This is a genomic window from Streptococcus oralis (assembly GCF_016127915.1).
GTDB classification, from domain to species: Bacteria; Bacillota; Bacilli; order Lactobacillales; family Streptococcaceae; genus Streptococcus; species Streptococcus oralis_BO.
In genome coordinates this window covers 354,662-371,798 of record NZ_CP066059.1, presented here as the reverse complement: position 1 = coordinate 371,798, position 17,137 = coordinate 354,662, and the positions used below count along the sequence as shown (strand labels likewise).

Genomic DNA, 17,137 nt, shown 5'->3' with positions numbered 1-17,137 from the left:
TAGGGTGAAACTTTTTTATTTTCCTTAAACGATTTTCTATTTTAGAGAGTAAATAACAGATTTTTTTAAAGAAAATAGGATATTTCTTGTATAATAGGAATATCTAAAAAAGATTTGGAGTTAGAAGAAGATGATAGTAGGTATTGATTTAGGAACGACTAATTCTTTAGTAGGGGTATACCAGGATGGCCAGGTCAAGCTGATTCCCAATGCTTTTGGTGAATATTTGACTCCTTCTGTTGTGGCTTTGGATGACAATGATGAAATCATAGTTGGAAAAATTGCCAAGGAACGTTTGGTGACCCATCCAGACAAGACGGTTTCTCAGTTCAAGCGTTTTATGGGGACCAAGCATGAGTTGACGCTAGGAAATCGAGCATATAAGGCTGAAGAATTAAGCTCTTTTATCATTCGAAAGTTGGTAGACGATGCAGAGACCTATCTTGGAGAAAAGGTCGAGGAAGTGATTGTCAGTGTACCAGCCTATTTCAACGATGCTCAACGCTATGCGACTAAACTAGCAGGGAAATTTGCAGGCGTTCAGATTGATCGGATTATCAATGAACCTTCCGCAGCGGCTCTTGCTAAAAGATCTATGGTAAACCAAGAAGATCAATCTTTTATTGTAGTCGATTTTGGTGGTGGAACTCTAGACATTTCAGTTGTAGAGCTTTTTGATAATATTGTCGAAATCGTGTCGATTGCAGGGGACAATCGTTTGGGAGGAGAAGACTTCACTGCGGCTATTGCTGAGGAATTTTTAGTTTCCAATCAATTAACCAAGGATACGATTTCCCGTGAATTTTATAGCAAAATTCTGGTACAAGCTGAAAAGACAAAGCTAGAACTCAATGATAAAGAAGAAGTGAAGATGACGGTTCTGGACCAAGAACAGGAATACACTTTAGACTTGAGCTACCAGCGTTTTTATGAGCTCTGTCAACCGTTGCTGGCTCGTGTTAAGGCTGTTTTGGACCGTGCCTTAATGGATGCACGTTATAGCTATGTATCATCTGATAACTTTGTTCTTGTTGGGGGGACTTCGAAACTCCGCTTGGTTCAGGACTTTTTATCTTACTGTATCAATCAAGTGGTGCAGGTTTCGGATGATCCCGATCGGATGATTGCGAGAGGTTGTGCCCTTTTAGCAGGAATAAAAGAACGGCAAGGTGAGATACGAGATTTGCTGCTATCTGATATTTGTCCCTTTACACTGGGGATTGAGATAGTTGGAGACCGTTTTTCACCGATTATTGAGCGAAATTCTACCCTACCTGCTTCACGCATCGAGCAGTACTATACGGCTGAATTGGGACAGAGTCAGGTCAAGATAAAGGTCTATCAAGGTGAGATGATGAAGGCATCACAAAACCTGTTCCTAGGAGAATTAGAAGTTCCCGTCCCTGTTAATACTAGAGTAAATGAAAGTTTCACAGTTCGATTTACCTATGATTTAAATGGAATTTTGGATGTCGAAGTGAAAATTGATTCAACACAGGAAGTCTTTAGTCATGTTATTCTCCAAGATAGTGTTACTCTGACAGAACAGGAAATCAAGGCTAAGCAAGCAGAGTTGACTCGCTATAAGATCAATGCTCAAGAAACAGAGGTTTATCGTTTCTTGATTGAAAAAGCGAATCGCGTGTACAGTATGCTCTTGGGGAGAAGAAGAGATGAGCTAATGGCTGAAACTAGACGATTTGAAGAAGAGGTCAGTCAAGCATCTGTGTATCATTTGCCAAAACTCTATCAATCATTTTCAAACTATCTAGACTTCCTAGAGCGAGGACTGTAAAAGAGGAGACCTTATGAATATATGGGAAACTTTAGGGATAGAGCCAACGACTGACGTCAAGCTTATTAGAAGGCGTTATGCTGAACTGGTTCGGTTCTATCACCCAGAAGACCAACCAGAAATTTACCAAGAAATTGTTGAAGCTTACCAAAAAGCCTTGACTTATGCGAGATCTAGAAACACAAGACCAGAAAATAGTCTAAGAAAAGCGAGTGACTCTCAAGAAGCTACTGAACTTGAAGAAGAGGCGAATGAAAAACCTAACTCAAGTCTCAACTTTGAAAACTTGACTGAAGAAACGAAGACTGAGAACGAAGAGTCTGAAAGATCTAGTCTTGATTTTAGTGATTATCAGCAATCAACTGATAAAACAAGCAATTCCTTTAACTTTGAAACCTTTAAAGCAGAAGAGGATGAGCAAAAGTCCACCCTTGACTTTAGTGACTATGATGAGGAAGTTCAGCTAAATGGAGATTCTGAAGAAAGAGCTAAGAATCCCCTCAACTTTGAAACGTTTGGTGACGAAGAGAACCGTGGGCAAGAAGGAACAACAAGGTCTACTCTTGACTTTAGCGGTTATAATGAAGAAACCTATCTGATCCGAAATGCGATTGAAAGTATTGTTGGAAACGACGGCTATAACCAAGAGGAACAAGAACATCTATGGCGTCAGTTCTTTCATCAGTATCAGTATGATATGGACATTGTTCAATCCGTTTTAGAGGAAATGGATGTTTATATTTTTAATAAACCGGAGCAATTCTCTATCCTCATTCCCTTGCTGGAAGATTATATACCTGACTTTAAGTACTGGGGATATTACTATAAACTGAAGTATTGGAAAGTTAAAAGAGATATAGTAGAAGAGGAAGGCAGTTCGCTTGAAAGCGCCCATGAAGCCACTGAAGAATTCTATTATTCTTATCAACTTTGCCAAGAAATTCTCCAAGATTTTAACAAAGCAAATCAATTGAGCTCTTGGATAGAGTTTTTCAAGCACCCCTATCTGAGCTTTATGGTCTTAGATCAAGTAAATAAAAATCGCCAGATAATCAAGAGTGTGCCCGTTTTAACCTATATTCTGGAAAAAAACCGACAAGTCATATTTGAAGAGGATTATCCACTCTTGAATGACTTGGCTGATTACTTAGAGGAAGTAAAAGGGGAGCGGGGAGAAAACGTTGACTTTAGTCACTACTCTCTAGATAATCCAGATGAAGTTGAGGCAGCCTTCTATGAGTTGCTCCATGCTCAGTATGAAGACGAGTACAAACTGTTACGTGATTGGCAATACCTTTTTGAATCAGTCAAAGATCACACACTCCTACTTGATTTATTAGAAAAGGTGGACGTCTATCCTTTAACCAATGCGAAAGTGTTAGCTCTCGTTCTCCAATTTGTGGAGCATTACAGCGATGAGGAATCAAATCCTTACCTGAAAAAACTCCATTTCTGGAAGAGTATCCATTCCTACCCTTCAGTGGTAGAGGAGTATGAACTAGACAAAAAGGAAAATTTTGATTACTGGTACAATGAAGGTTATCTTTATATGGATAAGCTCACCAAGAGCGATGAAGATATCAATGATTGGGAAAAGTGGAGAAGCTACTTTAAAGGAAGACCACGCATTCTAACGATTTTACTTCAACAGATCTATAAGGAGTACCATCGGTTTACAGATGGCAAGCTCCTGAGATATGTTTTAGCACCATTTCCTACTTCTAAAATGGCTCCCCAAATGATGACGGAGGAGACAGACCAGAAACTAGAAGAGATGACAGCTTATGCCTATGAACTTTGTCATCCAAAGGCCAAGCTCTCTTATTTGGATTGGAAAAAAAGACAGGTATTTAATAATAAGTTTCTTCAGATTTTCTCTGGCCTCTTTACGATTGTGAGTTTGCTACTCAGTATTATAGAGCGACCTGGTTATAATTCATGGGTTCATGCTGGTATGTTTTCACTCTTTTACGTCTATATGCTAAAATTGAGGAAAACACCGATTGAGGAGGGAGTGACTGCTAGAGGAGAAAAACGGAAATTCTACTACAGTCCCCATCCATGGTTCCTACTAATCTTATTATTAACCCTCGTCATTCCATCCTTACCGTTTGGTCTCATCGGTGCTCTTATGTTTATTACATTTTTCAGCTTCATTGATGGTTTCCAAGTTAGTGAGGGGCTGAAGTGGGATTATTCTTTGGATAAGCTGATTCCTATCGGTATCTTTCTTTCTGCTGGTTTTCTTTCTGCTTTGGTAAATCAAAGCCAGACTATTTCAGGAGTTGCAATAGCTTACTTCCATATTTTTGCAGTCCTTGTGATTTGCTTGTCTTTTACAAGATTTAGCCCTGGATTTCCACCGTCTCTGAAGAAAATTCTCCTCCCAGCAATCTTGGGGATCCTACTCTTTCAAACGTTGCCATATATTCACAGCCGTTTAGATATCTTTGATCCAAAGATTCTACGAAATGAAACTCTGGCCATAACGGTTATACTCTTGTTAAATGGAATCGCCTTATCCTATTTTACAAAGGAACAAGGCTTAACGATTGGTGTGAAGAAGGTCTTTATGATTTATGGATTGCAGATCTTTATTTTCCTAAGAAGACTGTTGCGAATCCTATTTGCACCAAATTCAGTTTTCGGTAATAACTATCATTACAAAGACTTACTAATCATGAACAGCGAATTTACCTTCTACTTCCTTGAGGGACTTTTTGTCCTTATCATGCTTTTCCTTATTCGCAATATACGCAAGGAAAATCGTAAAAGTGCTACTTAGAATGAAAGAGTAGAGAAGAGGACTCTAGTTCAAGTTTCTAGTAAATTTTCCTGAATAAAGGTATAATAGAACTATTAAAATGAAAGAGGTAATGAAAATGGCTTCAAAAATGTTACACACTTGCTTGCGAGTAGAAAACCTTGAAAAATCAATCGCCTTTTATCAAGATGCTTTTGGATTTAAAGAATTGCGTCGCAAAGATTTTCCAGATCATGCTTTCACCATTGTCTATCTAGGACTTGAGGGTGATGACTACGAGTTAGAGTTGACCTATAACTATGATCACGGTCCTTACGTGGTAGGAGATGGCTTCGCCCATATCGCCCTCAGTACACCTGACCTTGAGGGCCTACATCAAGAACATAGCGCTAAAGGCTATGAGGTGACAGCCCCTAATGGACTTCCAGGAACTCAACCAAACTATTACTTTGTCAAGGATCCTGATGGCTACAAGGTCGAAGTCATTCGTGAAAAATAACTCAGCGAAGTCAAGTAGAATGTTCGTTTTCTACTTGACTTTTTTTCTTTGAAAGAGTATACTAATACAAATTTAACCTTTAAGGGGAGTCCAGAGAGACTCACAAGGTGTCAGATAAAAGGGATAAGGGGGGCTCTCTGTGGGGACTTTTTAAGTGTGCGCATGAGTTCTAGCCTAACCCAACTGAGGCCTTGCAATCGCAAGGTCTTTTCTTTATCTGGTCCCCTTAAAATTTAAGGAGGAAAATCATGAATCCCACATGTAAGAAACGTTTGGGTGCCATTCGTTTGGAAACCATGAAGGTGGTTGTACAAGAGGAAATTGCGCCAGCAATCTATGAATTAGTCCTAGAAGGAGAAATGGTTGAAGCCATGCGAGCAGGCCAATTTCTCCATCTGCGCGTGCCTGATGATGCCCATCTCTTGCGCCGTCCTATTTCAATTTCGTCTATCGACAAGGCAAACAAGCAGTGTCACCTCATTTATCGGGTTGAGGGGGCTGGGACAGCTATTTTCTCAACCTTAAGGCAGGGAGATACTCTTGATGTGATGGGGCCTCAGGGGAATGGTTTTGACTTGTCTGATTTAGACAATCAGAGTCAAGTCCTCCTCGTTGGTGGTGGGATTGGTGTTCCACCCTTGCTAGAAGTAGCCAAGGAATTGCATGCGCGTGGGGTGACAGTAGTGACAGTCCTCGGTTTTGCGACTAAGGATGCTGTTATTCTCGAAAAGGAATTGGCCCAATATGGGCAGGTTTTTGTAACGACAGATGATGGTTCTTATGGCATTAAGGGAAATGTATCGGTTGTCATCAATGACTTAGACAGTTCATTTGATGCTGTTTACTCATGTGGGGCACCTGGAATGATGAAGTATATCAATCAAAGATTTTATGATCATCCAAGAGCCTATCTATCTCTGGAATCTCGTATGGCTTGCGGGATGGGGGCCTGCTATGCCTGCGTTCTAAAAGTGCCAGAAAGTGAGACGGTTAGCCAACGCGTCTGTGAAGATGGTCCTGTTTTCCGAACAGGAACAGTTGTATTATAAGGAGAAAGTCATGACTACAAATCGTTTACAAGTTTCTCTACCGGGCTTGGATTTGAAGAATCCGATTATCCCAGCCTCAGGCTGTTTTGGTTTTGGTCAAGAGTATGCCAAGTACTATGATTTAGACCTTTTAGGCTCCATTATGATCAAGGCAACGACACTTGAACCCCGTTTTGGTAATCCTACTCCGAGAGTAGCTGAGACACCTGCTGGTATGCTCAATGCAATCGGTTTACAAAATCCTGGTTTAGAAGCTGTTTTGGCTGAAAAACTTCCTTGGTTGGAAAGAGAATATCCAAATCTTCCTATCATCGCTAATGTAGCTGGCTTTTCAAAACAAGAGTACGCTGCCGTTTCTCGAGGAATTTCCAAGGCAGCAAATGTAAAAGCTATCGAGCTTAATATCTCCTGCCCGAATGTAGATCACGGCAATCATGGACTTCTGATTGGGCAAGATCCTGACTTGGCTTATGAAGTGGTAAAAGCGGCTGTGGAAGCCTCTGATGTGCCAGTCTATGTCAAGCTTACTCCTAGTGTAGCAGATATTGTCACCGTCGCAAAAGCCGCAGAGTATGCAGGGGCAAGTGGCTTAACCATGATCAATACTCTAGTCGGTATGCGCTTTGACCTTAAAACCAGAAAACCAATCTTAGTCAATGGAACAGGTGGGATGTCTGGTCCAGCAGTCTTTCCAGTAGCGCTCAAACTCATCCGTCAAGTCGCCCAAACAACAGACCTGCCCATCATTGGAATGGGAGGAGTAGATTCGGCAGAAGCTGCTTTAGAAATGTATCTGGCTGGAGCGTCTGCCATCGGAGTTGGAACAGCTAACTTTACCAATCCTTATGCTTGCCCTGATATCATCGAAAATTTACCAAAAGTCATGGATAAATATGGCATTAGCAGCTTGGAAGATCTCCGTCAGGAAGTCAAAGCCAGTCTGAGATAAGCTAGAACTTCCTTATCCTCAACAAGACACAGAATCTTCATCAATTTGTAATATTTCCGTCGATTAACTATGTTACAATAAGGCTTAGAAAACGTTATTGGAGCATTTAAATGAAACGATGGAAAGTGGCCCTAGTAAGTGCTGGCTTATTGGGGTGTTTTTTTACTATACTAGAAACAGCTAAAGCAGATGAAGGGACTTGGAAAGGAAAGACCTACCTCAAAGCTGATGGAAAACAAGTAACCAACCAGTGGATCTTTGACCAAACGTATCAGAATTGGTTTTATCTTAAGGCTGATGGACAACGTGCAGAAAACGGCTGGCTGACTGTTGGTGGTAAGGATTACTATTTTAACGAGACCGGAAAATTAGCCACAAAAACTTGGATCAACCAGTACTATGTGGCTGAAAGTGGTGCTAGGGTCAAGAATCAATGGGTGTTTGACCAAGAAAAACAATCCTGGTATTATCTCAAGTCGGATGGTCAAAAAGCTCAAAATGAGTGGATTCAACAAGGTCAGGAAAAATATTACCTTAAAGAAGATGGGAAAATGGCCAAAGATGAGTGGGTCACTCAAGGTGGAAACGAGTACTACGTTAATTCTCAAGGTAAAATGCTGAGAGGTACTTGGCTTGGTAAGAACTATTTGTCAGAAAATGGTAATAAGGTCAAACAAGGTTGGATTTATGATGACAACTATAGCAGTTGGTTCTACATTCAACAAGATGGTACCTATGCTGAAAATGGCTGGCAAACCATAGATGGAAAGGACTACCATTTCAAATTTGGAGGCTATCTTTCTACCGAGCGCTGGATTGGCCGCTTCTATGTTGCAAAGAGTGGAGCCAAACTGAAATCGGAATGGCTCTTTGATAAGAATTACGATTCTTGGTTTTACTTGAAAGCAGACGGTAGCTATGCCGAAAAAGGCTGGGAAACGATTAAAGGTAAAGATTACCATTTCAAATTTGGAGGCTATCTTTCTACTGAACGTTGGATTGACCGCTTCTATGTTGCAAAGAGTGGAGCTAAACTGAAATCCGAATGGCTCTTTGACAAAAATTATAACTCGTGGTTTTACTTGAAAGCAGACGGAACCTATGCTGAAAAAGGCTGGGAAACGATCAAAGGCAAGGATTACCATTTCAAATCCGGTGGCTACCTCTCCACAGAAACTTGGATTGACCGCACCTATGTGACGAGCAGTGGAGCAAAAGCAGGTAAAGGTTGGCTCTTTGATAAGAATTATAACTCATGGTTCTATATTAACTCTGATGGAAATTATGCTGATAAAGAATGGCTCTGGGATAATGGTTACTACTATCTCAAATCTGGCGGTTATATGGCTGCAAGTGAGTGGGTATGGTACAAGAACAATTGGTTCTACCTCAAGTCAAATGGAAAGATGGCTGAGAAAGAATTAATCTACGATTCATCCGACCAATCATGGTATTACCTTAAATCCGGCGGTTATATGGCAAAAAATGAGACTGTGGATGGTCATACCTTGGATGCTTCTGGTAGATGGCATGTTGCGGATAAAACCAAATATTACAAAGTTAAACCAATCACAGCCTATGTCTATAGTGCATCTGGAGAAATCTTGAGTTACATTAACCAAGGAAGCATTGTTTCACTGGATAGTTCGACTCGAAAAGGTGGCCGACTTGCAGTTTCGATTTCTGGCTTATCTGGCTATATGAATCAAAGTGATTTGACAGCAGTAGATGAAGGTAGCGAGTTTATCCCTCATTATACTAGTGATGGGAAATTCCTCTACCATGAACTCTCTCCTTATACGAGTATCAAAGTAGCTCCACACACATCTGCCATGGTTATTGGTAAGAAGTACTACTCAACTGATGGAGAGCATTTTGATGGCTTTACCATTAAAAATCCTTTCCTCTATAAAAACTTGAGAGAACCAAGTAATTATAGTGCAGCTGAATTGGATAAACTGTATTCGATGATGAACTTGCAGGATAGTCCTCTCGCAGGTAAAGGAGCGACTTTCAAAGAAGCTGAGGAACGCTACGGTGTCAATGCCCTTTACTTGATGGCCCATAGTGCCCTTGAAAGTGCTTGGGGACGCAGTCAAATTGCCAGAGATAAGAACAACTTCTTTGGTATTGCTGCTTATGATACGAGCCCATATCTCTCAGCCAAGAGCTTTGATAATGTGGATAAAGGAATCCTTGGAGCCGCCAAGTGGATCCGTGAGAACTACATCGACTATGGCAGAGACCACCTTGGAAATAAAGCAACCGGAATGAATGTTCGCTATGCTTCTGATCCATACTGGGGTGAGAAAATAGCCAGCATCATGATGACCATCAATAGTAGACTTGGTGGGAAAGACTAATCAAAAGAAATCAACGGTAACTACTGAAAAAGTGGTTATCGTTTTTGTTTTAAACATTGGAGGAGAAATAGTATAATAACAGTCTCTTTATTCTTGAACAATTAACAAAATGATAGTAAAATGTAATAGGAGATATTAATCTAATTACTATATAAAAAAGGAGAATTTTATGAAAAAGTTACTATCCTTCTCAATTGCCTTGCTTTCAATCACAACACTAGTTGCTTGTTCTGGACATAAGGCGGAATCAAAGGTCCCAGAAGAAAAAATTGAACAGAAGCAAATCAAGTTTGATGAGAAGTTGTTTAAAGAAGCTGGACTCTTGCCTTTTAAAAATGAGAAACAACTAGAACTTGGGGAATTGGATTCTAAATCACGCGCAACGGGTGCTCATATTCAACTTAAGGACAGCGATGAGCCAACTGAGAAGAGAGAGTCCAAGTTGACTTATGATCCAGTTGGATGGCACAATTATAAATTCTTTTATGGTGATGGTAAAAAAGAAGCTTGGTTGATGAGTCGAGGCCATCTGATCGGGTACCAGTTTAGTGGATTAAACGATGAAAAGAGGAATCTGGTTCCAATGACTAACTGGCTAAATGCTGGAAATTATTCTGGAACAGATGACCAAAACCAAAGTAGCATGCTTTACTATGAAAATCGATTGGACTCTTGGTTGGCCAATCACCCAAACTATTATCTTGACTACAAGGTAACCCCAATCTATCAGAAAGATGAATTAATTCCGAGACAAATTGAATTGCAGTATGTGGGAATAGATGAAAATGGCAAACTCTTGGAGATCAAGTTGGGTGGTAGTAAAGAAAAGGTTGATCAGTATTCAGTGACGCATGTCGTTTTAGACAATGTTTCAGCTAATGCTGAAATCAATTACTTGGACGGTACGGCTAAAAATACAGTTGAAAACAAAGAAGAAAAAGCTAAAAAAGAAGCTGAAGAAAAGGCTAAGAAGGAAGCTGAGGAAAAAGCCAAGAAAGAGGCTGAAGAAAAAGAAGCAGCTGAAAAGAAAGCAAAAGAAGAAGAGCAGGAAAAAGCTCGTCAAGCCGCACAAGAACAGGAAGAAAGCCAGGAATCAAACTCGCAATCAACAAATTCAGGTGGCTACTTTAGAGATAAAAACGGAAGATGGCACAGACCAAATGGTAAATTTGCTTCCAAGAAAGAAATCAGAGAAGCCGGATTGCAGTGGTAGGATGAATTTAGTAGATATACAGTCAAAAAGCCGTTGGAAAACGGTTTTTTGTTATAATTAAATGAAGAATTTAGAATTGAAGGAGAAAAATTTGATGAGATACATAACTCTTGGTCAAGATGACAAAGAATTATCAGAAATTGTTCTCGGAATGATGAGAATAAAAGATAAGTCTGTAAAAGAAGTTGAAGAGCTTGTGGAAACAGCACTTTCTGTTGGAATCAATGCTTTTGACTTGGCTGATATTTATGGTCGTGGTCGTTGTGAAGAACTGTTAGGTATTGTCCTAAAAAATCGTCCAGATTTAAGAGAAAAGATGTGGATTCAGTCCAAATGTGGCATTCGCATTGAAGAATTTACCTATTTTGATTTTTCTAAGGACTATATTATAAAATCAGTCGACGGAATTTTGCAAAGATTGAAGATTGATCATCTAGATAGCTTGCTTCTTCATCGACCAGATGCTTTGATGGAATCTGACCAAGTAGCAGAAGCCTTTGATCTTCTTTATAAACAAGGTAAGGTCCGAGATTTTGGAGTTTCTAATCAAAATCCTATGATGATGGAGTTGCTTAAAAAAGATGTCAAGCAGCCGTTAGCTGTTAATCAGCTACAATTGAGTGCGGCTTTTACTCCAGGATTCGAATCAGGTTTTCATGTTAATATGGAAGATAGTCAAGCAACTATGCGAGATGGCAGCGTTTTTGAATATTGCAAATTACACGATGTGGTCATTCAAGCATGGTCTGTCTTACAATTCGGGTATTTTAAAGGGAACTTTGTTGGTAATGAGAAATTTCAAGCTTTGAATCAAGTACTTGATCGTCTAGCTTTTAAATATGGAGTAACCCCTTCAACTATTGCCATTTCTTGGATATTGCGTTATCCAGCAAAAATGCAGGCAGTCGTAGGTACAACAAATCCTAAGCATTTGAGAGAAGTTAGCCAAGCGGCAAACTTTAGCTTAACAAGAAAAGAATGGTATGAAATTTATCTTGCAGCAGGGAATAATTTGCCGTAAGTAGAAGCAGATTTAAATAAATCACAGTCAAAAAGCCGTTGTAAAGCGGTTTTTTTGTTATAATGAAGGGGAGAATTATTGATATTAAAGGAGAAAAACATGACATTTGAAGAGATCCTGCCTGGATTAAAGGCCAAGAAAAAATATGTACGAACTGGTTGGGGAGGGGCTGAAAACTATGTCCAACTCTTTGACACTATCGAACAAAACGGGGTTGCACTTGAAGTGACGCCTTATTTCCTAATCAACGTGTCTGGAGAAGGGGAAGGTTTTTCCATGTGGAGCCCGACACCTTGTGATGTTTTGGCGACGGATTGGGTAGAAGTGTATGACTAGACGTGTATTGATTACGGGAGTAAGTTCAGGGATTGGTCTGGCTCAAGCACGACTCTTTTTAGAGAATGGCTATCAAGTTTATGGAGTTGACCAAGGCGAAAATCCACTCTTAGAGCGTGATTTTCACTTTTTACAGAGAGATTTGACCTTGGACTTGGAGCCAATTTTTGACTGGTGTACTCAGGTGGATGTCTTGTGCAATACTGCTGGAGTTTTGGATGATTACAAACCCCTTTTGGATCAAACAGCGCAGGAAATTCAAGAGATTTTTGAAATCAACTACGTGACTCCTGTTGAGTTGACTCGGCATTATTTGACACAAATGTTGGAAAATAAAAAAGGAATCATCATCAATATGTGTTCGATTGCTTCAAGTCTAGCTGGCGGAGGTGGTCACGCCTATACCTCGTCTAAGCACGCCTTAGCTGGCTTTACCAAGCAGTTGGCTCTAGACTATGCTGAGGCTGGTATTCAGATCTTTGGGATTGCTCCAGGGGCAGTCAAGACAGCCATGACTGCTGCCGACTTTGAGCCAGGTGGATTGGCTGACTGGGTGGCTAGTGAAACGCCAATCAAGCGCTGGATCGAGCCAGAGGAAGTAGCAGAGATTAGCCTTTTCTTAGCAAGTGGAAAAGCGAGCGCTATGCAAGGACAAATCCTGACCATTGATGGTGGCTGGTCTTTGAAGTAGGAGGAGTTGGATGGAAATCAAAAAACACTTTGGAGTCTATGCTGTTTGCTTTGAAAATGGGAAGTTACTCTGCATTGAAAAAACGAGGGGCCCTTATCAACATCGTTATGATTTACCCGGTGGTAGTCAGCAACTTGGGGAAGGATTGACGGAAACGCTGATTAGAGAAGTTATGGAAGAGACGGGATATACTGTTAGAAGCTACTCTAATCCTCGAATCTACGATGTTTTCGTCAGGGAAGAGTTAAAAAATTTTATGGTTCACCATATCATGGCATTTTATGATATTGAGGTCAACGAGAAGGAACCTCAGGTTACGATTTCGGAAGCTGTCTCTGATGGTGCGAATGATTCACTTGGATATATTTGGATAGATATTCAGAAAATCACAGAAGAAAATGCATCGCCATTAGTCTTGAAGGTCAAGTCTGAATTATTAGGATTTCCGGAACTGGACAAGACTTCCTACATGAATTGGAAGGTGAATAATGAGAAACCAACTTGCCCTTAGTGGCGAACAAATTGCTGAAAAAGTTTACCCACAACTATTTCATCATGTTGGCATGATTCGTGGAGAATACTTACTGAGAGAGCTCAATCAAAATATTCTCTTATCAAGTTGTCAGCAATTTGTAAAAGATTATCTAGACACCATTTGCTCCTTGTACTCAGATGAAGAGGTTTGGTATCGTTTTTCAGAGTTAACAAATACAGAAGCTAATTGTTTAGAGGGGACTAAAGAGCATTTTGATGAAAATCATCCCTTGTTTGGATATAGAGGAACTAGGCGTTTGCTGGCGTGTCCTGATGAATTTCAGGCTGAGGCACATGTCGTTACAGAAGTTTATCAAACAAATCCCAATCTGTCTGTTATTTTTCCTTTTGTCAATAATTCTGAGCAGTTAAAGCAAGCTATTAGAGTATTGCGTGAGCATGGTTTTACTGGAAAAGTCGGCACAATGATTGAATTACCGTCAGCTTATTTTGACTTGGACAGGATACTGGAAACGGGTATTTCAAAGATTATAGTTGGAATGAATGATTTGACTTCTTTTGTTTTTGCGACTGTGAGAAACAGTCAATGGCATGATATGGAAAGTCAAATAATGTTAGATATGCTAAAAGATATGCAGAATAAAGCAAGGATTAAAAAGATTGACTTTGCTGTAGCAGGCTATCTGAATGATTCTTTTATACAAAAAATGAATCAGATGGGTATCAAATGCATTATCCACTACAGTTCTATTCCAGAGATTTTTAATTTAGAGATTGACCATCCAGACCACCTCAAACGTGTAAAAGAAGTAAGTAAAAAATTACAAAGGAGAAACCCATGACACCGCAAGAAATGTGGAATGCATACAAGCAAATTAACCCCGCGATTGGAGATGAGATAGATGCCTGGGCTTTTGGAGTGGAAGCCGATACCTTGGCAGGTTTGGTTTTAAAAGGCGAAAAGACAGCAACCGCCTCAGCCTACGACCTCTACGCACTAGAAGACGAACCACTTCCACAAGAAGGGACCTTCGATGTCATTTTAGACAGTCAAGATCAGGCTGTCTGCATTGTCGAAATTACAAAGGTTTCCGTTCAGCCTTTTCATCAAGTTTCTGCTAACCATGCCTACAAGGAAGGGGAGGGAGACAAATCTTTAGCCTATTGGCGCCAGGTTCATGAGGACTTTTTCACCGAGTGGATGAGGGAAGCCGGACTGACTTTTACCCCTGACAGCAAGGTTGTTTTGGAAGAATTTCGCAAGGTCTACCCACTCTAGACTGCAGAAGGAAGAAAGTTTTGGAAATCGCCGTCCAATCCTTTTTTCTGAAGCAAAACATGATATAATAAGTTTGTTTGAAGAAGAGTAAAACTTTTAAACTTAGAATAGGAGAAAACTATGCAAGCAGTTGAACATTTTATTACCCAATTTGTTCCTGAACATTATGATTTATTTTTAGACTTGAGTCGTGAGACCAAGACCTTTTCTGGGAAGGTGACCATTACTGGTCAAGCACAGAGTGACCGTATTTCCCTTCACCAAAAAGACTTGGAAATCACTTCTTTAGAAGTTGCGGGTCAAGCTCGTCCATTTACAGTTGATCATGAAAATGAAGCCCTTCATGTCGAATTGGCTGAGGCTGGTCAAGTTGAATTGGTCATCGCCTTTTCAGGAAAAATTACAGACAACATGACAGGTATTTACCCTTCTTATTACACAGTGGATGGTGTCAAGAAGGAAGTCTTGTCTACCCAGTTCGAGAGCCATTTCGCACGCGAAGCCTTCCCATGTGTGGATGAGCCTGAAGCTAAAGCAACCTTTGATCTCGCTCTCCGTTTTGATCAAGCCGAAGGTGAAGTGGCCTTGTCAAACATGCCTGAGATTGATGTTGAAAACCGCAAAGAAACAGGTATCTGGAAGTTTGCGACAACACCTCGCATGTCATCTTACTTGTTGGCCTTTGTAGCTGGTGATTTGCAAGGGGTGACCGCTAAAACTAAAAATGGTACCCTCGTTGGTGTCTACTCTACAAAAGCTCATCCACTATCTAACCTTGATTTCTCTTTGGATATCGCTGTTCGTTCGATTGAGTTTTACGAAGATTACTACGGAGTTAAGTATCCAATTCCTCAATCGCTCCACATCGCCCTTCCTGACTTCTCAGCAGGTGCCATGGAAAACTGGGGTCTAGTGACTTATCGTGAAGTTTACTTGGTCGTGGATGAGAACTCAACCTTTGCCAGTCGTCAACAGGTAGCCCTTGTCATCGCCCACGAGCTTGCTCACCAATGGTTTGGGAACCTCGTGACTATGAAATGGTGGGATGATCTTTGGCTTAATGAAAGCTTCGCTAACATGATGGAATACGTCTGTGTGGATGCCATCGAGCCAACTTGGAATATCTTTGAAGATTTCCAAACAGGTGGAGTTCCAGCTGCGCTTAAACGCGATGCGACGGATGGCGTTCAGTCTGTCCATGTCGAAGTCAAACACCCAGATGAAATCAATACGCTCTTTGATGGCGCTATTGTCTATGCAAAAGGAAGCCGTCTCATGCACATGCTTCGCCGTTGGCTAGGAGATGCTGATTTCGCTGAAGGTTTGCATGCCTACTTTGAAAAACATCAGTACAGCAACACCATCGGTCGAGACCTTTGGAATGCTCTCGGACAAGCATCAGGTCGTGATGTCGCAGCCTTCATGGATTCTTGGTTGGAACAGCCTGGCTATCCAGTTCTCACTGTCAAAGTTGAAAATGATGTCTTGAAGATTTCGCAAAAACAATTCTTCATCGGTGAGCATGAAGACAAGAACCGTCTCTGGGTTGTACCACTCAACAGCAACTGGAAAGGTTTGCCTGACACACTTGAAACTGAAAGTATCGAAATCCCTGGCTATGCCGCTCTTCTTGCTGAAAACAAAGGAGCACTTCGCCTCAATACTGAAAATACTGCCCACTACATTACAGACTATCAAGGAGACTTGTTAGATGCCGTTCTTGCTGAGCTAGAGACACTTGATAATACAAGCAAACTGCAAATCGTTCAAGAACGTCGTCTGCTTGCTGAAGCAGGGCACATTTCTTATGCAGACTTGCTCCCAGTCCTTGATAAACTTGCTAAGGAAGAGTCCTACCTTGTGGTTTCAGCTGTTTCTCAAGTGATTTCAGCCCTTGAGCGCTTTATCGATGAAGGAACAGATGCTGAAGTAGCCTTCAAAGTACTGATTGCTAAATTGGCTCGTCATAACTATGACCGTCTTGGTTTTGAAGCCAAAGACGGGGAATCAGATGAGGATGAATTGGTTCGTCAGTTGGCCGTTTCTATGATGATTCGCTCCAATGATGCAGAAGCTAGTCAAGTCGCTAGCCAAATCTTTGCAACTCACAAGGAGAACCTTGCAGGACTTCCAGCAGCCATCCGTGCTCAAGTTCTTATCAATGAAATGAAACACCATGAGACCAAGGACTTGGTCGCAACTTATCTGGACCTCTACACTCATGCGACAGATGCTGTCTTCAAACGCCAGTTGGCAGCTGCTCTAGCCTACAGTACAGATGCTGATAATATCCAAACCTTGATTAGTTCATGGAAGGATAAATTTGTGGTGAAACCACAAGACTTGTCTGCTTGGTATTACCAGTTCCTAGATCATCAAACAACTCAAGAAACTGTTTGGGTATGGGCGCGTAAAAACTGGGATTGGATCAAGGCAGCTCTTGGTGGGGATATGAGCTTTGATAGCTTTGTTATCCTACCTGCCCATGTATTTAAGACTGAGCAACGCTTGGCAGAGTACAAGGAATTCTTTGAGCCACAACTCTCTGACCTTGCTCTTAGCCGTAACATTCGTATGGGTATCAAAGATATCGCAGCGCGTGTTGACTTGATTAAGCGTGAGAAAGCAGCAGTCGAAGCTGTTGTAACCCAATATGCCAAAGCTTAATTCACTCGAAATGTAA

Annotated in this window: 14 protein-coding genes; all 14 read left to right on the top strand. The window is 40.9% G+C overall.

Annotated elements, in window-relative coordinates; genetic code table 11:
- Positions 1–130 precede the first annotated feature (130 nt).
- The 14 genes from I6H78_RS01755 to I6H78_RS01690 all read left to right on the top strand — a co-directional run bounded on the left by I6H78_RS01755 (position 131) and on the right by I6H78_RS01690 (position 17,121).
- Entirely contained in the window at positions 131–1,795 is a 1,665-nt protein-coding gene (locus I6H78_RS01755) for a molecular chaperone HscC (protein WP_198459750.1), read from the top strand.
- A 13-nt stretch (positions 1,796–1,808) separates the two neighbouring features.
- On the top strand, positions 1,809–4,580 hold the full coding sequence (locus I6H78_RS01750; RefSeq protein ID WP_198459749.1) for a J domain-containing protein: 2,772 nt from the start codon (positions 1,809–1,811) through the stop codon (positions 4,578–4,580).
- Positions 4,581–4,677: 97 nt separating this feature from the next.
- Positions 4,678–5,058, top strand: coding sequence for a lactoylglutathione lyase (gene gloA / locus I6H78_RS01745; RefSeq protein WP_198459748.1), 381 nt, complete (start codon positions 4,678–4,680; stop codon positions 5,056–5,058).
- Between the two features lie 248 nt (positions 5,059–5,306).
- Positions 5,307–6,107: a dihydroorotate dehydrogenase electron transfer subunit gene (locus I6H78_RS01740; RefSeq protein ID WP_084849550.1), complete on the top strand. Its 801-nt coding sequence runs from the start codon at positions 5,307–5,309 to the stop codon at positions 6,105–6,107.
- Complete coding sequence (locus tag I6H78_RS01735; protein ID WP_198459747.1) at positions 6,070–7,056, top strand: dihydroorotate dehydrogenase; 987 nt, start codon at positions 6,070–6,072, stop codon at positions 7,054–7,056. The genes I6H78_RS01740 and I6H78_RS01735 overlap by 38 nt, the downstream gene beginning before the upstream one ends.
- A 110-nt stretch (positions 7,057–7,166) precedes the next feature.
- On the top strand, positions 7,167–9,419 hold the full coding sequence (locus I6H78_RS01730; RefSeq protein WP_198459746.1) for a glucosaminidase domain-containing protein: 2,253 nt from the start codon (positions 7,167–7,169) through the stop codon (positions 9,417–9,419).
- A gap of 169 nt (positions 9,420–9,588) precedes the next feature.
- Complete coding sequence (locus I6H78_RS01725) at positions 9,589–10,632, top strand: DNA/RNA non-specific endonuclease (RefSeq protein WP_198459745.1); 1,044 nt, start codon at positions 9,589–9,591, stop codon at positions 10,630–10,632.
- A gap of 94 nt (positions 10,633–10,726) precedes the next feature.
- Positions 10,727–11,653 (top strand): aldo/keto reductase, encoded by a 927-nt coding sequence (locus I6H78_RS01720; protein ID WP_001269449.1) that lies wholly within the window; start codon positions 10,727–10,729, stop codon positions 11,651–11,653.
- A 99-nt stretch (positions 11,654–11,752) separates the two neighbouring features.
- A complete protein-coding gene (locus I6H78_RS01715) occupies positions 11,753–11,989 on the top strand; it encodes a DUF2829 domain-containing protein (RefSeq protein ID WP_033684947.1) in 237 nt (78 codons plus the stop codon).
- Complete coding sequence (locus I6H78_RS01710) at positions 11,982–12,680, top strand: 3-oxoacyl-ACP reductase (RefSeq protein ID WP_198459744.1); 699 nt, start codon at positions 11,982–11,984, stop codon at positions 12,678–12,680. Before I6H78_RS01715 ends, I6H78_RS01710 begins: the two co-directional genes overlap by 8 nt.
- 10 nt (positions 12,681–12,690) lie before the next feature.
- Positions 12,691–13,191 carry an NUDIX hydrolase gene (locus tag I6H78_RS01705; protein ID WP_198459743.1) on the top strand — a complete coding sequence of 167 codons (501 nt, stop codon included), beginning with the start codon at positions 12,691–12,693 and terminating at the stop codon, positions 13,189–13,191.
- On the top strand, positions 13,169–14,017 hold the full coding sequence (locus I6H78_RS01700; RefSeq protein ID WP_198459742.1) for a putative PEP-binding protein: 849 nt from the start codon (positions 13,169–13,171) through the stop codon (positions 14,015–14,017). Before I6H78_RS01705 ends, I6H78_RS01700 begins: the two co-directional genes overlap by 23 nt.
- Complete coding sequence (locus I6H78_RS01695; RefSeq protein WP_198459741.1) at positions 14,014–14,454, top strand: ASCH domain-containing protein; 441 nt, start codon at positions 14,014–14,016, stop codon at positions 14,452–14,454. The genes I6H78_RS01700 and I6H78_RS01695 overlap by 4 nt, the downstream gene beginning before the upstream one ends.
- A 120-nt stretch (positions 14,455–14,574) precedes the next feature.
- Positions 14,575–17,121, top strand: a complete 2,547-nt coding sequence (locus I6H78_RS01690) for a M1 family metallopeptidase (protein WP_198459740.1) — start codon at positions 14,575–14,577, stop codon at positions 17,119–17,121.
- Positions 17,122–17,137 lie beyond the last annotated feature (16 nt).

What these genes read in the sequence shown, in the direction of transcription:
- I6H78_RS01755 (WP_198459750.1), top strand. Translation starts at nt 131, where the DNA reads ATGATAGTAGGTATTGATTTAGGAACGACTAATTCTTTAGTAGGGGTA.
- I6H78_RS01750 (WP_198459749.1), top strand. Translation starts at nt 1,809, where the DNA reads ATGAATATATGGGAAACTTTAGGGATAGAGCCAACGACTGACGTCAAG.
- gloA (WP_198459748.1), top strand. Translation starts at nt 4,678, where the DNA reads ATGGCTTCAAAAATGTTACACACTTGCTTGCGAGTAGAAAACCTTGAA.
- I6H78_RS01740 (WP_084849550.1), top strand. Translation starts at nt 5,307, where the DNA reads ATGAATCCCACATGTAAGAAACGTTTGGGTGCCATTCGTTTGGAAACC.
- I6H78_RS01735 (WP_198459747.1), top strand. Translation starts at nt 6,070, where the DNA reads ATGGTCCTGTTTTCCGAACAGGAACAGTTGTATTATAAGGAGAAAGTC.
- I6H78_RS01730 (WP_198459746.1), top strand. Translation starts at nt 7,167, where the DNA reads ATGAAACGATGGAAAGTGGCCCTAGTAAGTGCTGGCTTATTGGGGTGT.
- I6H78_RS01725 (WP_198459745.1), top strand. Translation starts at nt 9,589, where the DNA reads ATGAAAAAGTTACTATCCTTCTCAATTGCCTTGCTTTCAATCACAACA.
- I6H78_RS01720 (WP_001269449.1), top strand. Translation starts at nt 10,727, where the DNA reads ATGAGATACATAACTCTTGGTCAAGATGACAAAGAATTATCAGAAATT.
- I6H78_RS01715 (WP_033684947.1), top strand. Translation starts at nt 11,753, where the DNA reads ATGACATTTGAAGAGATCCTGCCTGGATTAAAGGCCAAGAAAAAATAT.
- I6H78_RS01710 (WP_198459744.1), top strand. Translation starts at nt 11,982, where the DNA reads ATGACTAGACGTGTATTGATTACGGGAGTAAGTTCAGGGATTGGTCTG.
- I6H78_RS01705 (WP_198459743.1), top strand. Translation starts at nt 12,691, where the DNA reads ATGGAAATCAAAAAACACTTTGGAGTCTATGCTGTTTGCTTTGAAAAT.
- I6H78_RS01700 (WP_198459742.1), top strand. Translation starts at nt 13,169, where the DNA reads ATGAGAAACCAACTTGCCCTTAGTGGCGAACAAATTGCTGAAAAAGTT.
- I6H78_RS01695 (WP_198459741.1), top strand. Translation starts at nt 14,014, where the DNA reads ATGACACCGCAAGAAATGTGGAATGCATACAAGCAAATTAACCCCGCG.
- I6H78_RS01690 (WP_198459740.1), top strand. Translation starts at nt 14,575, where the DNA reads ATGCAAGCAGTTGAACATTTTATTACCCAATTTGTTCCTGAACATTAT.